Raw genomic sequence first — 24,088 nt, forward strand, 5'->3', positions numbered from 1 at the left:
TTCATGGGGCTTTAGGGTCCAACGGAGAAAAATCGGCGAAGTCTTGTTCGGCTTCGTCGGAGAAACTGGGCACGGGCGGCGCGGCATCCACGGGCAAGGTGAACCAGAAGCGCGCGCCCAGGACCCGAGGGTCCGGAATGCTCTCGTCCAGCCGGTTATTCGCGCCGATTGTACCGCCGTGCGCCTGCACGATCGCGCGGCAAATCGAGAGCCCGAGTCCAATGCCCGGCTTGGCCGACTCCTTCTCGCCGCGCGTAAATTTCTCGAACACGCGATCCTCCGTGTTGGCGGGCAAACCCGGACCGTTATCGTCGATATGAACACGCACGAACGGTTTGCCGTCCACCTTCACGCTCTCAGCGCCAATGACGAGCTTCGAGGCCGCCGGCGTGTATTTCGCGGCGTTCTCCAGCAGGTTCGAGAAGAGCCGTTCCATCAGCACGGCATCGAGTTGCAGGAACGGCAGGTCGGCGGGCAGACGGACCTCGACCGGGCGGCCGGTCAAGACCCGCCGACACGCCCGCAGCGCTGCGCCGACCGTCTCTTCAAGCAGCGACCATTGCCGGTTCAGCCGCAGGCCACCCGCCTGCAAGCGCGCCATGTCCAGCAAGTTCGTGACAATGCTGGTCATGCGCAGCGATTCATCATGGATCGCCGCGACCAATTCGGCATTGGCGGGTGAGCGGGCGTCACCGCGCGCCTCTGCGAGCACCGATGCAAACCCGACGATAGTCGTGAGCGGCGTGCGCAAATCGTGCGAGATGGCGGACAGCAGCGAATTGCGCAGGCGTTCGGATTCCATGCTCACCAGCGCGTCACGCGCAATCTCGACGTAATGCACCCGTTCGAGCGCCAGCGCGATCTGCGCGGCGAATGCATCGAGCATGCGCTTTTGTTCGGGGACATCGAGCTCCCCGGCGTTACGTGTAACGACCGCGAGCACGCCACGGGTGCGCATTGGCGCCTTGAGCGGCAGATAAAGCGCGGCCGCGGCAGGCAGCGTGTCCGTGCCGTGTCCGGCCGGCTTCTGCTGGTCGTAGACCCATTGGCCGACATCCAGATCGAGCGCGCTGGCATCAAGCAGCAGCGCAGCTGCGGATGCATCCGACGGGTCGAGTTTCTGGCGGACTTTGTCGCTGGAATCGGGCAGCAGCATCGCGACCTTCGCGCGGAACACTTCGCTCACGTGCCGCATGCCGATACCGACGATCTGCTCGGTTGCAAGCGCTGCGCCGAGTTCGCCGGCCATCGCGTACATTGCGCCGGTGCGGCGCTCGCGCTTCGACGCCACGCGCGCCTCGCGCCGCAAGCTCGACGTGAGGTGACTGATCACCAGCGACGTCAGCAGCATGCCGGCGAAGGTCAGCAGGTATTGGGTATCGGAGACCGATAGCGACATACGCGGCGGCACGAAAAAGAAGTCGAAGGCCGCGACGCTCAGGAACGACAACAGCACGCCCGGACCACGGCCGATGCGCGCCGCCGCGTAAATCACGCCGATCAGATAAAACATCACGAGGTTCGTGAGATCGAAATGATCGCGGATCTGGCTTGCGAGCAGCGTGATGACCGCGCAGATAGCGATAGCCTGCGCATAGCCCCGTGGTGCCGAGCGACGCTCGCGCGCGGCGCTCAACGCGTCGTGCCAGTCGGGAGCAACCCCCGCCTCTTGCGACGACGATCCGCTTCCGTCACCCGAGCCGGCGGCTTCGCTTCCATCGCTCTCCCGCGCTCGAATCAGCGTGAGATCGAGGTCGCCCGCGTGTTCCGCCAAACGCTCGCCGAACGACCGCTTTAACCAGCGCGCGAGGCCGCGATGCGTCGTTGCACCCGCCACCAGCTTCGACGCGTTGCGCGCCTGCGCATAGCCAATCAACGTGGCGACGGCGTCGTCGCCGGCCAGCGTCACCGTCTCCGCGCCCAGTTCGGCGGCGAGCTTGAGCGCGGCGAGCGTACGTTCGCGACGGGCGTCGGAGAGTTTCTGCAGTCTCGGGGTTTCGACATACACCGCGATCCAGTCGGAGCGAAGGCTTGCCGCGAGCCTCGCGGCAGCACGCGCGAGCGTAGGTGCTTCCGGCCCCGGCCCAATGCACACCACCAGCCGGTCGCGCGCCTGCCAGATCCTGTCGATAGAACGATCCGCGCGATATTCGCGCATCTGGGCATCGACGCGATCCGCCGTGCGCCGCAGCGCCAGTTCGCGCAGCGCGATCAGGTTGCCCTTGCGAAAGAAATTGCGGACTGCATGCTCCGCCTGCTGCGGCATGTAGACCTTCCCGTGGCGCAGCCGTTCAAGCAACTCCTCGGGCGGGAGATCGACCAGCGTGACTTCATCGGCCTCATCCAGCACGCGATCCGGAACCGTCTCGAATACGCGGATCTGCGTGATCTGGCCCACGATATCGTTCAGGCTTTCCAGGTGCTGGACATTGACGGTGGTGTACACGTCAATACCCGCGTCCAGCAGCTCATGCACGTCCTGCCAGCGCTTCAGATGACGTGCGCCCGGGACATTCGAATGAGCAAGTTCATCAACAAGCAGAAGCTGCGGGTGACGCTTAAGCGCTGCGTCGAGATCGAACTCCTGGAGCGCATGGCCCCGGTACATCGTGTTCGCCAACGGCAGTTGTTCGAGGTCTTCCAGTAACGCGGCCGTTTCGCTTCTGCCGTGCGTTTCCACTATGCCGGCAACCACATCGTCGCCCTGCTGCTTCCTGCTGCGCGCTGCAAGCAGCATGGCGTAGGTCTTGCCCACTCCCGCCGACGCGCCAAAGAATATCTTCAGCCGTCCGCGATGACGCTTCTCTTCTTCTCTCTGCAACTTTCCGAGTAGCTCGTCTGGGTTTGGGCGGTTCATTTTTTAGCTTCTTGGAGCCATCGCATCCTGGGCGAAGGCCGGTTTCTTTGCTTCGACATCAACATACTGACACGCAGCTTTCCCAGTATGACTAGCCGGTACGTTTTGTGTTGCCGGCGCCGGGTCCGATATTGGGTTCACTGCCGGGTTTTCCCCAGGTATTGAGCAATGGCCCGAACATTAAGCGCGCCAGCATAAAAGGCGGCTCAAAGATCGGGGGGGCGGACGTAAAGAATGTGTAAATAGAGCGGAGAAAGACCCTCGCAGCGAGGCTTTTTGCGGTGGTCTTGCCGCGGGTGTTTTAATCATGCAGGTCGCAAGGCGTCCAGTCCGGTGCGTCACCCGCGGACTAGTTTTATTCGCATTCATTCGCCCCGACCGAGAGGGATGGCGCGGCATGAAAGAACGCCGCCGCCCGCCGCGTTCCCCGCCTCACGCTCTCATCAAGGCAGGAGAATCGTCGATCCCGTGGTCCGGCGCGCCTCCAGATCTTCGTGCGCCCTTGCGGCTTGTGCCAGCGGATAACGCTGCCGCACGCTCGTTTTTACCTGGCCCGTGCTCAGCACATTGAACAGTTCGCCCGTCATCTCCTCAAGATCGCTGCGTTTGGCGATATAGCTGAACAACGTGGGCCGCGTGAAATAAAGCGAACCACGTCCGGCAAACTCGGACGAATCGATAGGTGGCAACGGCCCCGATGTATTGCCGAAACTCACAAACATGCCCAACGGTGCAAGACAGTCGAGCGATGCCGTATAGGTATCCTTGCCGATCGAATCGTAGACCACCGGCACGCCCGCGCCGTTCGTGATTTCGCGCACCCGCTTCGTGAAGTCCTCGCGGGTATAGACGATTGGATGATCGCAGCCGTGCGCCTTCGCGAGTTCAGCCTTCTCGTCCGATCCAACAGTGCCGATCACCGTCGCCCCGAGCGCCTTGGCCCACTGGCACGCGAGCATGCCTACACCGCCCGCCGCCGCGTGGATCAGGATCGTATCGCCGGCTTTCACGCGATACGTCCGCCGCAGCAGATATTGCGCAGTCAGACCTTGCAACATCACTGACGCCGCGTCCTCGTACGCAATTGCATCGGGCAGGTGCACGACATATTGCGCCGACATCACCCGTTCCTCCGCGTAGGCGCCCGGCGGCCGCGATGCGTAGGCGACCCGTTCGCCTACCTTGAAATTCGTCACGCCTTCACCCACCGCGGTCACTTCTCCTGCCGCTTCCATGCCAATACCGCCGGGTAGCGGCATGGGGTATAGCCCGGTACGGAAGTACACGTCGATGTAATTCAATCCGACCGCATGATGCTTCACCCGAATCTCGCCCTTGCCGGGCTCGCCTACTTCGACGTCGACCCATTTCATCACTTCCGGGCCACCGGTTTTATCGAATCGAATTGCCTTTGTCACCTTTGTCACCTTTGTCTCCTGTTGCCGGCGTCAGCCGGTCGCTATGCAGCACAGCCTAAACCCGGCTCAGGCGCAGTTTCAGATCATCAAGAATCATGCGTGCCGTCGCGAGATTCGTCGCGCACGCCACGTTGTGGACGTCACACGCGCGCACCAGTGCGTTGATATCCGGCTCGTGCGGTTGCGGCGTCATGGGGTCGCGCAGGAAAACCACCACGTCGACCCGCCCCTCCGCCAGTTCGGCGCCAATCTGCAGATCGCCGCCGAACGGTCCGGAGAGCTTGCGCTCGACCTCCAGTCCGTGGGCTGCCGCAATCCGCGCACCGGTCGTGCCGGTCGCTACCAACCGGCACTGCGCCAGCGTGGCCGCGAATTCGCCGGCCAGGGCCACGATGTCATCTTTCTTCATGTCGTGCGCGATCAGCGCGACGCGTGGGGTCATCGGATGCCTCCCGGTTGTGATGTTTTATGGGATTCGACGATCAATACGTGCCCGGATAAGCACCGCCGTCGATCAGCAGGTTCTGCCCCGTGATATAGCCCGCATGGACGCTGCACAGATAAGCACAGGCCTTGCCGAACTCCTCGGGCGTGCCGAACCGGCCCGCCGGCAGCTTGCTCATGCGGCGCTTCTTGGCCTCTTCCACCGAAATGTTGTTCGCCTTCGCGTCCGCCTGGAACGTAGTGACGAGACGGTCGGTATCGAAGGAACCCGGCAGCAGGTTGTTGATGGTGACCCCGCTGGCCGCGACCTTGCGCGACAAACCCGCGATAAAACCCGTCAACCCGGAACGCGCGCCGTTCGAGAGGCCCAGTACGTCGATAGGCGCCTTCACCGAGGAACTCGTGATATTCACGATTCGTCCGAAGCCACGCTCAATCATGCCGTCGAGCGTCTTCCTGATCAGTTCGATCGGCGTCAGCATGTTCGAATCAAGCGCCTTGATCCAGTCGTCACGCGAGAATTGCCGGAAATCCCCCGGTGGCGGCCCACCGGCATTGTTCACGAGAATGTCCGGCGCGGGGCACGCGGCCAGCGCCGCGGCGTGGCCTTCGTCCGTGGTGATGTCGCACGCTACCGTCGTCACATTCACCCCAAAGCTTGAACGAAGATGCTCGGCCGTGGCCTCAAGCGGTCCTGGCGTGCGCGCCACGATCACGAGATTGACACCCTCCGCCGCCAGCGCCTCGGCACAACCGCGTCCCAAACCCTTGCTGGCCGCGCACACGAGCGCTGTGCGCCCCTTGATTCCCATGTCCATTGCTGTCCCTTTCTGGTTGTCCGCGTTCAAACCGGTTGAAACGATTAAAACCGGGGTAATGAAATCTCGTGCCGAATCCTGGTCCACAGTCCGTTCGTACGGACCGCGTGATGCAATTCTAGAAGAATGAGGGATCAGACGTCGGCCGCGCAATAGACCGGACGGCGTATCGCCCGCAAACTCTGCTTTAGGCACGCCTAATTTGGGTAAACTGGCGTCATTGCTTGAGCGCAGCCATGCAAAACCGCCTTGCTGGCGGAAGATGCGCGGCTTCAGAAGCGAACGAATCACCCCATTCACTCGAATCCACACCTAATGCCGCGGCAACCGCGCGAATTCCATGAAACAGGACAGCCGCTTTCCCAATCTCTTCATCCTCAGCCACCCGCTGATCCAGCACAAGCTGACGCACATGCGGGACAAGGACACGTCCACGCGCACATTCCGCGAGTTGCTGCGCGAGATCACGCTGTTGATGGGTTATGAGATCACCCGCAACCTGCCGCTGACCACCAAGCGCGTCGAAACCCCGCTGGTCACCGTCGACTCGCCCGTGATCGCCGGCAAGAAGCTGGCTATCGTGCCGGTGCTGCGGGCCGGCATTGGCATGTCGGACGGGCTGCTGGACCTGATTCCGTCGGCGCGGGTCGGCCATATCGGCGTGTATCGCGCGGAAGATCACCGGCCGGTCGAATATCTTGTGCGCCTGCCACCCGACCTGGAAGAGCGCGTCTTCATCCTGTGCGATCCAATGGTGGCGACCGGCTATTCGGCGGTCCACGCGGTGGACGTGATGAAGCGGCGCAAGGTGCTCGGCGAGAACATCATTTTCGTGGCGCTGGTCGCGGCGCCTGAAGGCGTGAAGGTTTTCTCCGACGCCCACCCGGACGTGAAACTGTACGTGGCCTCGCTCGACTCGCATTTGAACGAGCACGCGTATATCGTGCCGGGCCTGGGCGACGCGGGCGACCGGCTGTTCGGCACGAAGAACTGACACGGGACCCAAGCACCGGCACAGGGACATGAAAGGACGCGCGCACCGTCAGAGCAAGGCCAAAGCCTGCCGAACCGGCGCGCCATGATAAAATTCGGGTCCGCCAAATAAGCGGTTCGCGCGTTAAACGATTGGCTGGCATGAATGGCTGGCGTCTGAGTTGCTCCCTGGGCTGGCGTCATTCGGCCGGCAGCAGGTTGTCGGCGGCTGAGTTGCCTGGTTGATCCGCGGGTTTGTGGAATCGCGAATTGTCAGAAATCAGCGCAGCCCCGCTGAACCGCAAAAACAGGGCGTGCGCCGTGCCACGCCTTGCCATTTAAGCCCTGCAACCATGCAGCGCAAACATAAAATGCCGGCCGGCGAAAAACGCCGCATCTGGCGGCGTTATTGACACACAGGCGTGCGAGAAAAGCTCGTGCGCGATGGAGAAAGGTATGGCGGGTCATTCAAAATGGGCCAACATCAAGCATAAGAAGGCGGCAACCGACGCCAAGCGTGGCAAGGTCTGGACGCGTCTTATCAAGGAAATTCAGGTGGCCGCGCGCATGGGCGGCGGAGAAATGGACACGAACCCGCGCCTGCGGCTCTCCGTCGAGAAAGCCTACGACGCCAACATGCCCAAAGACAACATCAACCGCGCGATCCAGCGCGGCGTGGGTGGTGTCGACGGCGCGACGTATGAAGAAATTCGCTACGAAGGCTACGGTATCGGCGGAGCGGCGATCATCGTGGACACCATGACGGACAACCGTACCCGGACCGTCGCGGAAGTCCGCCACGCGTTCTCGAAGTTCGGCGGCAACATGGGCACGGACGGCTCGGTGGCGTTCATGTTCGATCACGTCGGCCAGTTCCTGTTCGCTCCCGGCACGTCCGAAGACAAGTTGATGGAAGCGGCGCTCGAAGCAGGCGCGGACGACGTGGTAACGAACGACGACGGCAGTATTGAGGTGGTTTGCCCGGCCAACGACTTCCAGAAGGTGAAAGACGCGCTGCAAGCCGCAGGCTTCAAGGCCGAAGTGGCCGAAGTCATCATGAAACCGCAGACCGAGGTCGAGTTCACGGGCGAGGACGCGGCGAAAATGCAGAAATTGCTCGACGCTCTGGAAAATCTGGACGACGTGCAAGAGGTTTACACCAACGCGACTATCGACGTGGAATGATCACCGGGTAACGCGGCCAGCGGTCCGCCGCGCCGCCCGGGCTTGCCTGAGCGCTGTGACCAACGGGATGCGCGCGGAGCAACACCGGCCTCCGCTGGCAGCCGTTTCTGGCTCGATTGGTGCATGTGCAAAGGGTGTGCTTCAGGCGATTGTCTGGACAACGGAGCCCGGACGAGTGCGCAGACGAATGCGGCGGTGGTCATGCGTGAACGTAAACCCGCGGACTCACTTGTCACGTGAAAGGCAAACGGGCACGTGAGTTGAAATGCGGGCCTGAAATACAGGCCCGATATAGTCGTTGAAGTGGGCCGAACCTGGCCGGGAAGCCGCGTTTGACAACCGGGAAGTTGCGTGACGCAGCCGCGTGATGGCGCGAACCACTTCCCCGTGTCAACAACGCACCCGGCGGGAATTCGGCAGACGTCCGGCAAAGACCCGGCGCACGGCAAAGCAGATATCCGCGGATCAGGCGCGGCGGACCCGTTTAAAACGGTTCGAATCGGTTCACGCCCATTCGAACCGGCCCGCCCTCCTGCCGCCATGAATTTCTTAAGATCTTCGAGGATTTAAATGAAGTTACTCGTCGTCGGTTCCGGCGGTCGCGAACATGCGCTCGCGTGGAAACTCGCGCAGTCGCCGCGCGTGCAGATGGTTTATGTCGCGCCGGGTAACGGCGGCACGGCTCAGGACGAACGTCTCCTCAACGTCGACATCACCGATCCTGCCGCACTCGCCGATTTCGCCGAGAAAGAGCAGATTGCGCTGACCGTGGTCGGCCCCGAAGGTCCGCTCGCGGCCGGTATCGTCAATCTGTTCCGCTCGCGCGGCCTGAAGATCTTCGGCCCGACCAAGGAAGCCGCGCAGCTGGAAAGCTCGAAGGATTTCGCGAAGGCGTTCATGAAACGCCACGCTATTCCAACGGCCGAATACGAAACGTTCACAGACATCGCCGCGGCCCACGCGTATCTCGACACGAAAGGCGCGCCCATCGTCATCAAAGCGGACGGGCTCGCCGCCGGTAAGGGCGTGGTCGTGGCAACAACGCTGGAAGAAGCGCACGCGGCTGTGGATTCCATGCTCGCCGACAACAAACTGGGCGACGCCGGTGCGCGCGTGGTGATCGAAGAATTCCTGGACGGCGAGGAAGCGAGCTTTATCGTGATGGTGGACGGAAAGCACGTGTTGGCGCTGGCGTCGAGCCAGGACCACAAGCGTCTGCTCGACGGCGACAAGGGTCCGAACACTGGCGGCATGGGTGCTTATTCACCCGCGCCTATCGTGACGCCGCAACTGCACGCCCGCGTGATGCGCGAAATCATCCTGCCGACGGTGCGTGGCATGGAACAGGAAGGCATCCGCTACACCGGTTTCCTGTATGCCGGCCTGATGATCGACTCGCACGGCAACCCGAAAACACTCGAGTTCAATTGCCGCATGGGGGACCCGGAAACGCAGCCGATCATGGCGCGTCTCAAGGGCGATTTCTCGAAGGTAGTGGAACTGGCGATTGCCGGAACCCTGGCAACAGCAGAGATCGAATGGGACCGGCGTACGGCGCTCGGCGTCGTGCTGGCCGCACACAATTACCCGGACACACCGCGCAAGGGCGACCGGATCAATGGCATTCCTCCGGAGACGCCGGAAGCGGTGACGTTCCATGCCGGCACCACGCTGGAAAACGGCAAGCTCAGCACATCGGGCGGACGCGTGCTGTGCGTGGTGGGTTTGTCGGACTCGGTGCGTGGCGCGCAGTCCGTCGTCTACGATACGATCAATCAGATCGCGTTCGACGGCATGCAGTATCGGCGGGACATTGGTTATCGCGCGCTGAACCGCAAAGCCGCGGATCGGCAAAGCTGAAGCGGAGCCGCTGGTAACGTGGTCAAAAACCGTCGCCGGAAACGCGACAACGCAGCAAATTGAGCAACACACTGCCGGACCTTCGCGTCCGGCAGTGTGTTTTAGAAGGAATGCACACGGAGCCGGCAATTTGAGCTGAACCAAGGTTCGCTCACCCCGTGCTCTTTTTCCGCAAGCCGTAAAACCGTTCAAGATGACCGCTCCAACCTACGACGTACAAGCTGTCCGCACTTATCTGACCGGTTTGCAAAAGCAGATCGCGCAGACGCTTGGCGCGTTCGACGGCGCTGAATTTTCCATCGATTCCTGGCAGCGCGGCCCGGAAGAACGGTTGCGCGGGGGCGGCAGCACGCGGATTCTTGAAGGCGGGCAGTTTTTCGAACGCGGCGGCATCGGTTTCTCGGATGTAGCCGGCGACGCTTTGCCCGCCTCCGCGAGCGCCGCGCGTCCGCAGCTCGCCGGGCGCGGGTTTGAAGCCTTGGGCGTGTCGCTTGTCATGCATCCGCGCAATCCGCACTGCCCCACCGTGCACATGAACGTGCGCCTGCTGATCGCGACCAAAGCGGGCGAGGCGCCGATTTTCTGGTTTGGCGGCGGCATGGACCTCACGCCCTATTATGGCTACGAGGAAGACGCGCGGCATTTTCACGGCGTCTGCCGGGACGCGCTGGCGCCTTTCGGCACGGACCTGTATCCGCGTTTCAAGAAATGGTGCGACGAGTATTTTTATCTCAAGCATCGCAATGAACCACGTGGGATCGGCGGAATTTTCTTCGACGACTTCTCGGAACCCGGTTTCGACGAATCTTTCGCCATGATGCGCAGCGTCGGCGACAGCTTCCTGGCCGCGTATCTGCCGATCATCGAACGCCGTCGGGACACGCCTTACGGCGAAGCGCAGCGGGAATTCCAGACGTACCGGCGCGGTCGGTATGTGGAATTCAACCTCGTCTTCGACCGGGGCACGCTGTTCGGGCTGCAAAGCGGCGGCCGCACGGAGTCCATCCTGATGTCGATGCCACCGGCCGTGACCTGGCGGTACGACTGGAAACCGGAGCCGGGCACACCGGAAGCGCACCTCTACTCCGACTTCCTGGTGGCACGGGAGTGGCTATAAAAAAGCTGCGAAAAAGTCACGAAAGCGCTATGAAAGAGCTGTGGACCACAAGTCCTGATCGCTGTACCTGTTGCAATCTGTCCCCGAAGAGGACCGTCCACTGAAATCGAACCTCCCTTGTGCTCGACGTGTCGGTTTGCTGGGCGGCACGTTCGACCCGATTCACGACGCGCATCTGGCCCTTGCGCGCCGTTTCGCCGAGTTGCTCGACCTGACCGAACTCGTGCTGTTGCCGGCCGGCCAGCCGTGGCAGAAAAAGGACGTAACCGCCGCGCATCACCGGCTTGCCATGACCCGCGCAGCAGCGGATTCGCTGCATGCGGAAGGGCTGCAGGTCACCGTCGCCACCGATGAAATCGATCATGACGGCCCGACTTACACCGTGGAGACGCTGGCTCGCTGGCGTGCACGGGAAGGCGCGGACGCGTCGCTGGCGCTTTTGATCGGCGCCGACCAGCTGGTGCACCTGGATTCATGGCGCGACTGGAAACGCCTGTTCGAATTTGCGCACGTCTGCGTGGAAACGCGCGCGGGTTTCGACGTCGCGACGGTTTCTCCCGCCGTAGCCGCGGAAATTGCCGCGCGCAGCGCCCCGGCTGAGGTGCTGCAATCCACGCCGCACGGCCATCTGCTGATTGATTCCGCGCTGGAGCTGGAAGTGTCGGCGACCGAGATCCGCGAGCAGTTGGGAGAACGCCTGCGAGCACACGCGGCGGGTGAGATAGACGCCGAGAGTCATGTACCGTCCGCCGTATGGGACTATATTGTTCAACATCACTTGTATCATCGGTAAAACCATCGGTAAAAATATGGAAATTCAAAAGCTTCAACGCGCGATCATCGACGGTCTCGAAGACGTCAAGGCGCAGGACATCAAGGTGTTCAACACCACCCACCTGACCGCCCTCTTCGACCGTGTCATCGTCGCGAGCGGCACGTCGAATCGTCAGACCAAGGCGCTGGCCAACAGCGTGCGCGACAAGGTCAAGGGGCTGGGCGGCGACGTCATCAGCACCGAAGGCGAGGAAGTCGGCGAGTGGGTGCTGGTCGATTGCGGCGACGCGGTCGTCCATATCCTCCAACCGGCGCTGCGCCAGTACTACAACCTCGAAGAGGTCTGGGGCGACAAACCCGTGCGCGTCAAGCTGCAAAGCTCGGGGGGCTTCAGCGGCGCCCAGGTGAGCGTGTCGGACGACGACGAAGACGACGAGCCCGCCGCCAAGCCGGCTCGCAAGACCACCCGCCGCTGACGCTGGCCGTGCACGTTCGTCGCGCCATCACGGCGCGGACGTCGTGCGGATCACGCGCGTTGCATTGCCGCCATGAAACTTCATATCCTTGCGGTCGGCCACAAGATGCCCGACTGGATCGCGACCGGCTTCGACGAGTATGCGAAACGCATGCCGCCCGAGCTGCGCATCGAGTTGCGCGAGATCAAGCCTGAACAGCGCTCATCGGGACGTAACGCCGAGAGCGTGATGGCCGCTGAACGCGTGCGAATCGAAGCGGCACTGCCCAAGAATACGCGGCTTGTCGCGCTGGATGAACGCGGTCGTGACTGGACCACCATGCAACTCGCCGGCGCATTGCCGGACTGGCAGCAGGATGGCCGCGACGTGGCGTTCGTGATTGGCGGCGCCGACGGTCTAGACCCACAGGTCAAGGCGCGCGCCGAAGTCCTGCTGCGTGTTTCAAGTCTCACGCTGCCGCACGGCATGGTCCGCGTGCTGCTTGCCGAACAGCTCTATCGCGCTTGGAGCATCACGCAGAATCATCCCTACCATCGCGCGTAAGGCGTGGCATCGGGGCGTTGAATGACCACGCCTGGGCCAGCCTGCGCGTGACCTTCAAGACCTGCGAACATGCCATTGTCCAGCTTCCCTTTTGTTTATCTCGCGTCGCAAAGTCCCCGCCGGCAAGAACTGTTGCAGCAACTCGGCGTGCGCTTCGAGTTACTGCTGCCGCGTCCCGATGAAGACGCCGAAGCACTCGAAGCCGAGTTGCCCGGCGAGGCGGCTGACGCATACGTGCTGCGCGTCTGCGCGGCAAAAGCCCGGGCGGCGTACGCTCGCCGCTTGAAGGGAGGACATCGTGCGGCACCCATTCTGGTGGCCGATACGACCGTCACCCTGGATGGCGCGATCATGGGCAAGCCCGACAACGCTGACCACGCTGTCGACATGCTCGAGCGGCTATCCGGACGCGATCACGAGGTGCTGACAGCGCTTGCCGTGGTCGACGCCGAGGGCGTTCCGCTCATCCCTGTTCTATCGCGTTCAGTAGTGCGCTTCGCCGCCGTCGAGCGTGCTGCACTGCAGCGTTACGCGGCGACCGGCGAACCGCTCGGAAAGGCCGGTGCGTATGGCGTTCAAGGGCGTGCCGCGGCGTTTATCGAACGGATCGAGGGGTCCTATTCGGGTATCATGGGCCTGCCTCTTTTCGAAACAGCAGCACTCCTGCGCGTGGCGCGCGTCGACTTCTAAACAGTCCATGAACGAAGAAATCCTGATCAACGTCACACCGCAGGAAACCCGCGTTGCCCTCGTTCAGCAAGGTGCGGTGCAAGAGCTTCACATCGAGCGCACGTTATCGCGCGGGCGGGTAGGCAATGTGTATCTCGGCAAGGTCGTGCGCGTGCTGCCCGGCATGCAGTCGGCCTTTATCGATATCGGGCTGGAGCGCGCGGCGTTCCTGCACGTAGCGGACATCTGGCATCCCCGTATTGCCGGTGAAACGCATTCGAACGCGCCGCACACGCCGATCGAGAAGATCGTGTTCGAAGGCCAGGCGCTGATGGTGCAGGTGGTCAAGGATCCTATCGGCACCAAGGGGGCCCGGCTGTCCACGCAGGTGAGTATCGCGGGGCGCACGCTGGTTTATCTGCCGCAGGAGCCACATATCGGGATCTCGCAGAAGATTGCCAGCGAGGCCGAGCGCGAGGCCATCCGGGCACGGCTGACCGCTGTCCTTCCTGCGGATGAAAAAGGCGGCTATATCGTCCGGACGATTGCGGAAGATGCGTCGAGTGAAGAACTTGCGGCCGACGTCGCGTATCTGCGCAAGACGTGGGCAACAATTGTCGCGCAGGCACAGCGGGTTGCGCCCACCTCGCTGCTGCATCAGGACCTCAATCTCGCCCAGCGTGTGTTGCGCGATTTCGTCAATGACGAGACCTCGCGCATCCAGGTCGATTCGCGCGAGACGTATCAGATGCTGGCCGAGTTTGCGAGCGAGTTCACGCCGGCCGTGGCCTCGCGCGTGCACCACTATGCGGGCGAGCGCCCGCTCTACGACCTGTACAACATTGAAGCCGAGATCCAGCGCGCGTTGTCACGCCGGGTCGACCTGAAGTCGGGCGGTTATCTGATGATCGACCAGACCGAGGCAATGACCACCATCGACGTGAACACGGGTGGTTATGTAGGTGCCCGTAATTTCGACGATACGATCTTCAAAACCAATCTCGAAGCAGCGCATACCATTGCGCGGCAATTGCGGTTGCGCAATCTGGGCGGAATCATCATTATCGATTTCATCGATATGGAGAACGTCGAGCATCGCGAGCAGGTGCTTGGAGAGTTGAAGAAAGCGTTGTCGCGGGATCGGACCCGAGTGACTGTGAACGGGTTTTCGCAGTTGGGGCTGGTTGAGATGACACGCAAGCGCACGCGTGAATCGCTCGCGCATGTTTTGTGCGAACCCTGCCCGACCTGCGATGGCAAAGGCCAGGTAAAGACACCGCGGACCGTCTGTTACGACGTGCTGCGCGAGATCATGCGCGAGTCGCGCCAGTTCAATCCGCGTGAGTTTCGCGTGGTTGCGTCGCAGCAGGTGATCGATTTGTTTCTCGAGGAAGAGTCGCAGCATCTGGCGATGCTGATGGACTTTATCGGCAAGCCGGTCTCATTGCAGGTGGAGTCGAACCTGAGTCAGGAGCAGTACGACATCGTCTTGATGTAGGAATCCGGCGGGACAAGCCACTACTTTTGCGCAGAGATATCTGCGCGCACAGAGATCGCCCTGGCTATAGCGGCAAGTTTTCCGAAGGTGCCGTTTCGCTTTCCACTTCGATCCGGCTCAAATACGGCTTGGTAATGGCAGATGCTTCGCTAAACGCGTCCTGAGTGAGATGTTGGTTCCCCCTCACCTCCGCAAACTCCGGTCGATCGCCGCGACCAACCCCTTCAGCGATACCGGCTTGCTCAAATGACCGTTAAACCCGGCATCGAGCGCGCGGGTCACATCCTGTTCGCGGCCAAAACCGGTGAGCGCAAGCGCAGGCAACTGCGCGGTGCGTGGTGTCCTTCGCATCTGCTGGATCATCTCGTAGCCGTTCATGGTCGGCATGCCGATATCGGACAGCACCACGTCGAACTCCTGCTGCGCCACCGCTTCAAGCGCCTGCTCGGCGCTCGGCTCGGCACGCACCTGCGCCCCCTCCATTTCAAGCAGCGTGCGAAACGCCTCGAGCGCTTCGACAGAGTCGTCGACAAGCAACACACGCAGCCCCTTCAGGATGCCCGGATCAACGTATTCACGCGCAGTTTCCACAAGCGGTAACGGCGCGTTCTCCGGCAGCCACAAGCGGAAGTGCGCCCCTTGCCCCGGCCCCGCCGACTCAGCTTCAATACGACCGCCGTGCAATTCAGCGAGTTGCTTCACGAGCGACAGCCCAATCCCAAGACCGCCCCGATCCCGCCGGCCACCCCCATCGGCCTGGCTGAACATCTCGAAGATACGCGGCAGGAACCCGGGATCGATCCCCTGCCCCGTATCCACCACCTCGACACAAACGAACCCGCTTGCCCGCGATAAAGCGATCCGCACCCGCCCGCCATGCGGCGTGAATTTAAGCGCGTTGCGCACGAGATTCCAGATCATCTGCTCGACGCGCTCCGCATCGGCATGAATCATCACAGCGGCACTGGTGCCCGCCGACAACTCGATATCAGCCGCCTGCGCATCCGCCGCGCTCGCGGCCACGACGGCCTGCAGCACGGACGCGACCTCCACCGGCGCAAACCGGAGCGCGAGCTTGCCGGTGCGTACACGCGACAGGTCGAGCAAGTCGTCGATGATCCTGGCCTGCCCCGCGACGGCGCGCTGGATGGCATCGGCGGCGTCCTGCACAATTGAAATGTCCCGCACATCGGGTATGCGCGTGAGCAATTCGGCCTTCACGTGAATCAGGTTTAGCGGGTTTTTAAGCTCATGCGACAACACCGAAAAAAACTCGTCCTTCAACCGGTCCGCGGCCTCGGACTGCGCGCGAATCGCACGCTCGAGCGTGAGTGCAAGTTGTTTCTGGCTCTCGATACCCGTCCTGTCAGTGACGTCGCGGGAGATCTTCGCGTAACCACGGAACAGATCGGATTCGATCGGCGTGGTGACGCCGCTGCAATAAATTTCGGTGCCGTCGGAGCGCACGTGCCAGCGCTCGTCTTCAGCGCGGCCGGCCTGGCTCGCGCGTTGCCGTTCAAGCAAGGGCACACGCGCTTCGCGATCGGCGGGAAGAAAGATGAGATCGAGCGGCTGGCCTTGCACCTCGTTTTCCGCATAACCGAAAATGCGTTGCGCACCGCCATTCCACGTGACGATCACACCGTCCATGTCCAGCACAATGATCGCGTAGTCGTTCGTGGTAATGGCCGCCAGCCGCAACCGTTCTTCACTGCTGCGCGCCGCGGCTTCGGCCGCTTTCCGCGCAGTGATGTCGATCAGCGTGATGACCGCGCCGTCGATCTGATCGTCCGCCGTGCGATATGGCAGCACCCGCGCCAGATACCATTCGCCGCGGTCCGTGCGGATCTCGCGCTCGGTGAGGGTGAGCGTGTCGAACGCGGCGCGTGCGTCGGCGGCCATTTGCGGATAGTCAAGCCGATGCGTGAGGTCCAGCAACGGCCTCCCGATGTCCGACGCAATCAGCTTGAAAATCCCGACCGCGGGCGGCGTATATCGCTTGATGCGCATCGCGCGGTCGACAAACACCGTCGGAATGCCGGTGGACGAGATCAGGTTGCGCAGATCGTCATTGGCCTTGACCGTCTCGGCGACCGTTTCGGAGAGCTCGAGGTTCACCGTGACCAGTTCTTCATTGACCGACTGCAACTCTTCCTTGCCCGCTTCGAGTTCCTCGGTGGTCGAACGCAATTCCTCGTTGATCGCCTGCAATTCTTCATTCGATGCCATCAACTCCTCGGAGGACACACTGGCGTCTTCAGTCAACGAGTCCATCTGCGTCTGCGTGCGATACAGGTCCTGCTCCAGATCGACGAGTTTGGCGGCATCGGGGGTGTCGCCGCGCGCGGGGACATCCTGTTGCACGACGGTCTCGTTCTCGAATTCGTCGAAGAATACGACGATCACCTCTTGCCCGCTGTCATCGTCCTTGAACGGACGGGCCGAGATATTGACGAACGAAAGTTTCTCGCCCCGAGAAAAGCGCACGCGCCGCGACACGACGCTGTCGCCGTCACGTAACACGCAATGCAGCGTGGTCCGTAACTCCGCGCGCAGCTCCGGGTTGACGAGCGTGAGCAGATTGCGCGATGGCTCACCGCTGACATACTGCAGGAAGCGCCCGGCGCGATCGGACATATGCAGGATCACGCCATCGCGATCCACCGTGACGTTGGGCGGCGCATAACGCTCGAATACACGCTGACGCAACGCCGCCAGCGAAGCAAGCGTGTCGCGGCGCGGACCGGGCCGCCTCGGAATATCGAAGATGGCGGGGCGGATGAGCGGCAGCGGCGGCATCGCGCGCGTGCCAATGCGCTTCGACTGGTAAATGCGGTTGCGCTTGTCCACCTGCTCGAACAGGTCGCGCGCAATCTCGGTGGACTCCGCGCCGCCGAGAAACAGGAAGCCGCCCGGCCGCAGCGCAAAGTGAAACATCTCCAGCACCTGGCGCTGCACCGTTCTGTCGAGGTAGATAAGGAGGTTGCGGCAGGAGACCACGTCCATCCCCGAAAATGGCGGATCGCTCAGGATATTGTGGACAGCGAACACCACCTTCTGGCGCAGCTCCTTGCTCACCTGGTAACGGCCGCCAGGCTTTACAAAGAACCGGCTTAGCCGCTCGGGCGACACGTCCGCCACAATCGATCCCGCATAAACACCCGCGCGGGCCGTATCGATCGCACTCGCGTCGACATCGGTCGCGAACACCTGGATCAGCGGAAACTTGCCATGGGCCGGCCCATGCTCGGTCAGCAGCATGGCCAGCGAGTACGGCTCCTCTCCCGTCGAGCACCCTGCCGACCACGCCCGCACCGGCTCGTCAGGCGAGCGTCCTGTGAACAGATTCGCCACCACCTGCTGCCCGAAGGCATCGAACGACTTGCGGTCACGGAAAAAATTCGTCACACCGATCAACATGTCCTTCAGAAGCGCAGTCGTTTCTTCAGGATGCGTTTCGATAAACCGCTTGTACCCGGCCAGATCGGCCACGCCATTCACCTGCAGCCGCCGTTCGATGCGCCGCATCATCGTGCCGCGTTTGTAATGCCGGAAGTCATGGCCGGTGCGGATGCGCAGGATGGTCAGCAATGCTTGAAGCACATCGGCGTCAGCGTCAGCGTCGGCGTCGAGGTTCGAGACGGGTGGCTCGACGCCGGGTTCGTTGCGCGGAAGGTCGTCGACGGCATGCAGCGTTTTCATCGCGCGGGCGCTATCGCGCAACTCGATCAGACGCGCGGGCATCCGCTCGACAGACAGCACGATATCGACAAAGCCGGTTGCCAGCGCATTGCGCGGCATCTCGTCGTATTCGGCATCCAACGGGTCCTGCACGATGTTGATGCCGTTCTGCTCCTTGATCCGCGCAATGCCCATGGCGCCGTCGCTGCCCATGCCCGAAAGGATGATGCTGATTGCGCGAGCCCGGTGCGCGTCTGCCAGACTCCGGAAGAACAGGTCGATCGCGACTGGCCGGCGTCGCGATTGGTCGCTCGGAGTGACCCGCAGACAACCCTCCGAAAGCCATAAATCGTTCGCCGGTGAAATCAGGTAGACCGTGTTCTTTTCAATCGGCGTGGTGTCGAAGACCTGCACGACCGGCATGGTGACTGAGCGTTGCAGCACTTCGTCAACGTGGCTCGCGTAGTCAGGGGGTATATGCAGCACGACGACAAACGCCATGCCGCCGTCCGCCGGCATGCCCTGCAGCAAGCGCATCAACGCCTGGATTCCACCCGCCGACGCGCCGATTCCGACAACGGGGAAATCGATTGGATGCGGATTGGGCAACGAGTCCGAAGATGAAATGATCTGGGCGCCGGGCTGCTTTCTAATGGTCATCGGAGGCTCCTTCCGGGCTCGCAAACCGCCTGGTTAACAGCGATTCGAGCGATATGCGACCCAGGTTCCTGGCCATCCGCGCCGGGTGTCCTTCCGACTCGCGAGATAGAAACAGGCAAACAGGTAATAACGACGTTGTGATCTTCAATTTTATTTAAACAATATTAATCCTTATTGGCGATGCCGGAGCAAAGATTCTTGATTAACCACACTATTTAATTCTTTCAAAAGCGCTTGCCTCGGCGCCGCGAAACATTTGAACCCGATTTCGGTACAAATTATTATCTCCATGGACAGTCAGCAGTAAATTATCGGTATGTTTTATCGATAAACAAACAATACTTAAATCGGCAATAACGACACACATCTAATCGACATGAATTAGTACGTTCGACCGGTTTATCGTTTGCGCGCAATCAACGCCTCCGAGCCCCCCGGTCACAACGTAACGCGACACGGCGTAACGCTGTAACTGCCGTAACGCACATCGCCGTAACTCATCACTTTTTTATCACCCTACATTGCCTGTCGATCCTTGCCAGTAAAGGAGCCGCAGAGTTTTCCCTGAGCGCGGCCAAGCGTGGCACGACTCCTGCGTACGACCTATCAAGCCGGGCATTGGCCAGTGCAGCGGCGAAGCGGCTCTTATCGAATGGATCAGAGGCCGATTTTAATGAAGCACCATGCCGTAATGGCTTATACAACGCATATAAAAGCGTTGAACCGAACGGCAATAACCAGCGACCGCAAAAATGACGGCGCTACCGGGGAACACAATGAATCATCTGCTCATAGAAACCGATCTTGCACATCTGGAACGCATAATCAACCGGATTGCATCAAGTCATGGCCTGTCTTTATCGTATTGGAGACACCGCGTGGATTGCGTATTATCGATGAGCCTCATGCCGGCGCAACGCAAGCGCATAGGCCATATAGACGCCGTCATCTCGATGCTGGAGCAATCGGCTTCGGGCAAGACCCTGCACCTAAATTGATGACTCAGCAAGGTCGACAGGCCATCCGAATGGCCTGTCGACAATCCGCTATCCGGATCGACTCGCGTTTAACCAGATCCTCCCGCAGCAGATATTATTGAATATCACATTTGATAATAGACCATGTTTTAAAAGCATATTCTCACCATCTTCCCATATTAAACAGTGGTGAAAATTCCTGCGATCATTGAGATTCAGGGGTGAAATCATGACTGACAAAAGCGGTCGTTCTTTAATAAAGCTGGACACGGTTAATTTATGTTTTTAATATCAGTTCGCTGACGCTCAGGCGAAAGCCAAGACGAAAGCGGAAAGCGCAGACGCCCCCAACGTCACCATGTCCGACGCTCGCTGAATCAACGCAACGATTGGCGCGTTTTCCGGATGGGTTGTCACGGCATCCAGGCCGCGGCCGCCTCTATGAGCCTCCGTGAATGCCGGTAGCATTCATTCAACCCCATTGAATCGTCAGGAACCGCGTGCCGTCTTTTTTCATCGATCGTCCGGTTTTTGCGTGGATTGTCGCCCTGGCCATTTTCGTGGCCGGTGCGCTGGTCACGCCCTTTTTGCCGGTCGCGCAATATCCGCGGCTAACGCCGCCGCGCATTGTGATTGCCGCGATGTATCCGGGGGCGTCGCCGGAAAGCGTGGACAACACCGTCGCGAGCGTGATCGAAGAAAGCCTGGACGGAGCGGAAGGCTTGCAATATTACGAAAACACGAGCGACAGCCTCGGCGAACTCGAGATTGCAGCCACGTTTTCAGCAGGCACGAACCCGGACATCGCCATGGTCGATGTCCAGAACCGGATGAAGCAGATCGAATCGCGCTTGCCGCAGCCTGTCGTGCAGCAAGGCATCACCGTCTTCAAGTCGACGGGGACCTTCCTGATGCTCGTCGCGCTCACGTCCACCGACGGCCAGCACGATTCCGTGCAATTGAGCGACTACGTCAACCGCACCTTGCTGCGTGACCTGAAGCGCGCGCCGGGCGTTGGCTCAGCCGAACTCTGGGACGCCGGGGAGGCGCTGCGGGTCTGGATCGATCCGATGAAACTGCGCGAATACAACCTCGCCGCCGCCGACGTGACGCAGGCCATCGCGGCGCAAAACGCGACAGTCACCGCCGGTACGCTCGGCGACGTGCCGTTCGTCACCGGCCAGCAACTGACGGCATCGGTCACGGTCAGGGGGCAATTGATCTCGCCGGCAGAATTCGGCGAAATCGTGCTGAAGGCGCGCACGGACGGATCGGCTGTACGGCTGAAGGACGTCGCGCGGGTCGAGCTGGGCCGCGACAGCTACGCGTCGTTTTCGCGGCTGAACGGCAAGCCGGCGGCCACGATCGGCATTCGCCTGTCGCCGCAGTGCAACGCCATGGAAACCTCCGGCGCGATCCGCGCGAAGCTCGCGGAATACTCGCGTAACCTGCCGCCGGGCATGGCCGTGGAGATCCCGTTCGACAGCGCCAAGTTCGTCCACGTCGCGCTGCATGAAGTGGTGCTGACGCTGTTCGAAGCAGTATTGCTGGTGTTCCTGGTCATGTGGCTGTTCCTGCGCGACTTGCGTTATGCACTGGTGCCCACCGTGGTCATTCCGGTTGCGCTCACCGGCGCGCTGCTGGCGCTTTATGTGCTCGGCATGTCGATCAACGTGTTCACCATGTTCGCGCTGGTGCTGGCGATCGGGATCCTGGTCGACGATGCCATTGTCGTGGTCGAGAACGTCGATCGCGTGATGCGTGAAGAGGGGCTCTCGCCGCGCGCCGCCACACGCCGGGCGATGCAGCAGATGGGCGGCGCGATCGTCGGCATTACCGCTGTGCTGACCGCCGTGTTTGTGCCAATGGCATTTTTCCCCGGCAGTGTCGGCGGAATTTACCGGCAGTTCACGGTAGCGATGATCGCGTCAATTCTCGTCTCCGCGTTCACCGCCCTTTCGCTCACACCGGCGCTGTGCGCAAACTTGCTGAAAGCGCCGCCGCGGAGTGCCTTGCGGCATGGCGCTCATGGGTCCCACGGGTCCCACAGCTCGCACGCGGCCGGTGGCCGCTCGTTCGGCTTTACGGCGGCCTTTGACTGGACCTCGCGGGGATACCGCGGCCTTGTTGCGCGCGTGCTGCGCCGCGCAGGTCCCCTGTTCGCGGTGTATCTCGTGCTGGCCGGCGCGTGTGCCGTGCTCTACCTGCATATGCCGGGCGGCTTTTTGCCCCAGGAAGACCAGGCACAGCTTCAGGTGATGGTGCAGTTGCCGGCAGGCGCCACGCAGGCGCGCACGCTCGCGGTTGTGGAACAGGCGGAAGCCATCCTGCAACGCGAGCCTGCTGTCGCGAACGTGACAAGCGTGGTCGGCTGGAGTTTCCAGGGCAGCGGTCAAAACGTGGCCATGTGTTTCGTCGACCTGAAGGACTGGTCATCGCGCGACACCGACGCGGCCACGCTGCGCGACACGATGAACCGCTCGCTCTCGAAGATCATGGATGGCGACGTGGCCGCCCAGATGCCGCCATCGGTGCCCGGCATGGGCCATTCGGAAGGCTTCGTGATGCGGCTGGAAGATCGCGGCGGCATTGGCCTGGCAGCGCTCACCGCCGCGCGCGAGCAGCTCTTCGAACGGGCCCGCAACAACCCCGCTTTCGCCGAGGTGCATTCGGAAGCGCTGCCGGACGCGCCGCGTATCGTGCTGGACATCGACCGCGCGAAGGCCTATGCGCTGGGCGTTTCGTTCGACAAGATCGGCGACGCGCTGGGGAACACCTTCGGCTCCTCGTATATCGACGACTTCCCGTCGGGCGGCCGCATGCGCCGCGTGATGGTCGCTGCCGACGCCCCTTCGCGCATGACTGAAGACAGTCTCATGAACCTCTCGGTGCGCAACGCCGCCGGGCAGATGGTGCCGTTATCGTCGGTGGCGTCGTTGCACTGGACGACCGGCCCGACAGTCCTTACGCGCTACAACGGCTCGCCTTCACTCGACGTCAGCGGCCGCCCGGCCAACGGCACCAGTTCCGGCGCGGCAATGGCCGAGATGGAGCGGCTGGCGCAAGCCTTGCCGGTGGGCGTGGGTTTCGACTGGACCGACACCGCGCTTGAAGAGACTCGCGCCGCCCGTTTGACGCCGGTGCTGATCGGCTTGTCGCTGCTGGCCGTGTTCATGGCGCTCGCAGCGCTTTACGAGAGCTGGACCATCCCGCTCGCAGTGCTGACGATCGTGCCGCTGGGGGTGATAGGTGCGGTGATCGCGATGCTTCTGCGCGGCATGCCGAACGATATCTACTTCAAGGTCGGCATGATCACGGTGATTGGTTTGTCGGCGAAGAACGCGATCCTGATCGTGCAGTTCGCGCGCACCTTGTACGCCGATGGCACGCCGTTGACGGAGGCGATCGTGGCGGCGGCAAGTGCGCGCTTCCGGCCGATCGTGATGACATCGGCGGCGTTCTTGCTGGGCGTGGTGCCTTTGCTCGTGTCCACCGGCGCCGGGGCGGAGAGCCGCCGGTCTATCGGGACGGGCGTGTTCGGCGGCGCCATTACGGCGACCGTGCTGGGGCTGGTGTTCACGCCGCTGGCGTTTTATATCGTCGTGTCGGGGCAGCGGTTGATCCAGCGCGGGGTGAGGTCGATGACGCGGGACAAGGCAAAGCCGAAGGTTGAGTCCGAGGTACCCGGTGGCGACGTTCAAGGTTCGCAGGAAGGATAGGTTCCGCTCGCGCTGCGGCATCCCCTTTCCCCCTATGCGATTCCCTTATGATGGCGGCAGTCTCGCGTACTTCCACGCGTGTCAGGAGGTATGACATGAAATTTCCAGCGGGATCCGTTCAGGCGCTCAGTTCGGCCGCATCGACGGTGTTTTCCATCGGCATCGTGTTCCTCGGTTACTGGGGTATCCACGAGGGCTCGCATTGGCGTTCCGGAGACATCTCTGTCGCCCTGCTCGCTCTCGCCGGTTTCGCCTGCCTCGGTGCGGTGCCCTGGCTCGCCACGTCTCCAACAGAACACCCCGACGATGAATCCCGCCTGCGTCTCGCACGTCACGCGTTCCTGGGTGGCGTAGCGGCGCTGTGGCTGGCGATCGTCGTGTCCGTGTTCACGCAGCAATGAGGATCGCTAGCGGGGTGGT

At 61.7% G+C, this 24,088-nt stretch carries 17 protein-coding genes; 12 read left to right on the top strand and 5 right to left on the bottom strand.

Going from position 1 to position 24,088, the window contains the following annotated elements; all coding sequences use genetic code 11:
- Position 1: 1 nt before the first annotated feature.
- The 4 genes from AWB69_RS20025 to AWB69_RS20040 form a co-directional block, all read right to left on the bottom strand.
- A complete protein-coding gene (locus tag AWB69_RS20025) occupies positions 2-2,857 on the bottom strand; it encodes a sensor histidine kinase (RefSeq protein ID WP_062087885.1) in 2,856 nt (951 codons plus the stop codon).
- Between the two features lie 443 nt (positions 2,858-3,300).
- Positions 3,301-4,275, bottom strand: a complete 975-nt coding sequence (locus AWB69_RS20030; protein WP_062087955.1) for a quinone oxidoreductase family protein — start codon at positions 4,273-4,275, stop codon at positions 3,301-3,303.
- A gap of 55 nt (positions 4,276-4,330) precedes the next feature.
- Positions 4,331-4,717 carry a methylglyoxal synthase gene (locus AWB69_RS20035; protein ID WP_062087887.1) on the bottom strand — a complete coding sequence of 129 codons (387 nt, stop codon included), beginning with the start codon at positions 4,715-4,717 and terminating at the stop codon, positions 4,331-4,333.
- Between the two features lie 40 nt (positions 4,718-4,757).
- Positions 4,758-5,537, bottom strand: coding sequence for an SDR family oxidoreductase (locus tag AWB69_RS20040; RefSeq protein ID WP_062087889.1), 780 nt, complete (start codon positions 5,535-5,537; stop codon positions 4,758-4,760).
- A 340-nt stretch (positions 5,538-5,877) separates the two neighbouring features.
- Between AWB69_RS20040 and upp the strand changes: the two genes are divergently transcribed.
- The 9 genes from upp (at position 5,878) to rng (ending at position 14,631) form a co-directional block, all read left to right on the top strand.
- Positions 5,878-6,531, top strand: a complete 654-nt coding sequence (gene upp, locus AWB69_RS20045) for a uracil phosphoribosyltransferase (protein WP_062087891.1) — start codon at positions 5,878-5,880, stop codon at positions 6,529-6,531.
- 434 nt (positions 6,532-6,965) lie between these two features.
- The gene (locus AWB69_RS20050) at positions 6,966-7,694 is read left to right on the top strand and encodes a YebC/PmpR family DNA-binding transcriptional regulator (protein WP_062087893.1); all 729 of its coding nucleotides are present in this window, start codon (positions 6,966-6,968) and stop codon (positions 7,692-7,694) included.
- A gap of 570 nt (positions 7,695-8,264) precedes the next feature.
- The gene (purD, locus tag AWB69_RS20055) at positions 8,265-9,554 is read left to right on the top strand and encodes a phosphoribosylamine--glycine ligase (RefSeq protein WP_062087895.1); all 1,290 of its coding nucleotides are present in this window, start codon (positions 8,265-8,267) and stop codon (positions 9,552-9,554) included.
- A gap of 193 nt (positions 9,555-9,747) precedes the next feature.
- Positions 9,748-10,671 carry an oxygen-dependent coproporphyrinogen oxidase gene (gene hemF, locus AWB69_RS20060; protein ID WP_062087897.1) on the top strand — a complete coding sequence of 308 codons (924 nt, stop codon included), beginning with the start codon at positions 9,748-9,750 and terminating at the stop codon, positions 10,669-10,671.
- A 67-nt stretch (positions 10,672-10,738) separates the two neighbouring features.
- Entirely contained in the window at positions 10,739-11,464 is a 726-nt protein-coding gene (locus AWB69_RS20065) for a nicotinate-nucleotide adenylyltransferase (protein ID WP_082913486.1), read from the top strand.
- 16 nt (positions 11,465-11,480) lie between these two features.
- Entirely contained in the window at positions 11,481-11,921 is a 441-nt protein-coding gene (rsfS, locus tag AWB69_RS20070; RefSeq protein WP_062087901.1) for a ribosome silencing factor, read from the top strand.
- Between the two features lie 72 nt (positions 11,922-11,993).
- On the top strand, positions 11,994-12,464 hold the full coding sequence (gene rlmH, locus AWB69_RS20075; protein ID WP_062087903.1) for a 23S rRNA (pseudouridine(1915)-N(3))-methyltransferase RlmH: 471 nt from the start codon (positions 11,994-11,996) through the stop codon (positions 12,462-12,464).
- Positions 12,465-12,533: 69 nt separating this feature from the next.
- Complete coding sequence (locus AWB69_RS20080) at positions 12,534-13,154, top strand: Maf family protein (RefSeq protein ID WP_062087905.1); 621 nt, start codon at positions 12,534-12,536, stop codon at positions 13,152-13,154.
- A gap of 7 nt (positions 13,155-13,161) precedes the next feature.
- Positions 13,162-14,631 carry a ribonuclease G gene (gene rng, locus AWB69_RS20085; RefSeq protein ID WP_062087906.1) on the top strand — a complete coding sequence of 490 codons (1,470 nt, stop codon included), beginning with the start codon at positions 13,162-13,164 and terminating at the stop codon, positions 14,629-14,631.
- Between the two features lie 183 nt (positions 14,632-14,814).
- On the opposite strand, the gene AWB69_RS20090 is transcribed toward rng, so the two are convergent.
- The gene (locus AWB69_RS20090) at positions 14,815-18,972 is read right to left on the bottom strand and encodes a CheR family methyltransferase (RefSeq protein WP_063977861.1); all 4,158 of its coding nucleotides are present in this window, start codon (positions 18,970-18,972) and stop codon (positions 14,815-14,817) included.
- A gap of 776 nt (positions 18,973-19,748) precedes the next feature.
- On the opposite strand from AWB69_RS20090, the gene AWB69_RS47840 reads away from it, so the two are divergent.
- The 3 genes from AWB69_RS47840 to AWB69_RS20100 all read left to right on the top strand — a co-directional run bounded on the left by AWB69_RS47840 (position 19,749) and on the right by AWB69_RS20100 (position 24,069).
- Positions 19,749-19,970 (top strand): hypothetical protein, encoded by a 222-nt coding sequence (locus AWB69_RS47840; RefSeq protein WP_075643954.1) that lies wholly within the window; start codon positions 19,749-19,751, stop codon positions 19,968-19,970.
- Positions 19,971-20,449: 479 nt separating this feature from the next.
- A complete protein-coding gene (locus AWB69_RS20095) occupies positions 20,450-23,668 on the top strand; it encodes a multidrug efflux RND transporter permease subunit (RefSeq protein WP_062087908.1) in 3,219 nt (1,072 codons plus the stop codon).
- 95 nt (positions 23,669-23,763) lie between these two features.
- Positions 23,764-24,069, top strand: a complete 306-nt coding sequence (locus tag AWB69_RS20100; RefSeq protein ID WP_062087910.1) for a hypothetical protein — start codon at positions 23,764-23,766, stop codon at positions 24,067-24,069.
- The last annotated feature ends 19 nt before the right edge of the window (positions 24,070-24,088 follow it).

This window comes from Caballeronia udeis (genome assembly GCF_001544555.2).
Classification (GTDB): domain Bacteria; phylum Pseudomonadota; class Gammaproteobacteria; order Burkholderiales; family Burkholderiaceae; genus Caballeronia; species Caballeronia udeis.

Excerpts from the sequence above, each read along its gene's own strand:
- upp (WP_062087891.1), top strand. The coding sequence starts at position 5,878 with ATGAAACAGGACAGCCGCTTTCCCAATCTCTTCATCCTCAGCCACCCG.
- AWB69_RS20050 (WP_062087893.1), top strand. The coding sequence starts at position 6,966 with ATGGCGGGTCATTCAAAATGGGCCAACATCAAGCATAAGAAGGCGGCA.
- AWB69_RS20040 (WP_062087889.1), bottom strand. The coding sequence starts at position 5,537 with ATGGACATGGGAATCAAGGGGCGCACAGCGCTCGTGTGCGCGGCCAGC.
- AWB69_RS20100 (WP_062087910.1), top strand. The coding sequence starts at position 23,764 with ATGAAATTTCCAGCGGGATCCGTTCAGGCGCTCAGTTCGGCCGCATCG.
- hemF (WP_062087897.1), top strand. The coding sequence starts at position 9,748 with ATGACCGCTCCAACCTACGACGTACAAGCTGTCCGCACTTATCTGACC.
- rng (WP_062087906.1), top strand. The coding sequence starts at position 13,162 with ATGAACGAAGAAATCCTGATCAACGTCACACCGCAGGAAACCCGCGTT.
- AWB69_RS20080 (WP_062087905.1), top strand. The coding sequence starts at position 12,534 with ATGCCATTGTCCAGCTTCCCTTTTGTTTATCTCGCGTCGCAAAGTCCC.
- AWB69_RS47840 (WP_075643954.1), top strand. The coding sequence starts at position 19,749 with ATGAATCATCTGCTCATAGAAACCGATCTTGCACATCTGGAACGCATA.
- AWB69_RS20090 (WP_063977861.1), bottom strand. The coding sequence starts at position 18,972 with ATGACCATTAGAAAGCAGCCCGGCGCCCAGATCATTTCATCTTCGGAC.
- AWB69_RS20035 (WP_062087887.1), bottom strand. The coding sequence starts at position 4,717 with ATGACCCCACGCGTCGCGCTGATCGCGCACGACATGAAGAAAGATGAC.
- purD (WP_062087895.1), top strand. The coding sequence starts at position 8,265 with ATGAAGTTACTCGTCGTCGGTTCCGGCGGTCGCGAACATGCGCTCGCG.
- AWB69_RS20025 (WP_062087885.1), bottom strand. The coding sequence starts at position 2,857 with ATGAACCGCCCAAACCCAGACGAGCTACTCGGAAAGTTGCAGAGAGAA.
- rsfS (WP_062087901.1), top strand. The coding sequence starts at position 11,481 with ATGGAAATTCAAAAGCTTCAACGCGCGATCATCGACGGTCTCGAAGAC.
- rlmH (WP_062087903.1), top strand. The coding sequence starts at position 11,994 with ATGAAACTTCATATCCTTGCGGTCGGCCACAAGATGCCCGACTGGATC.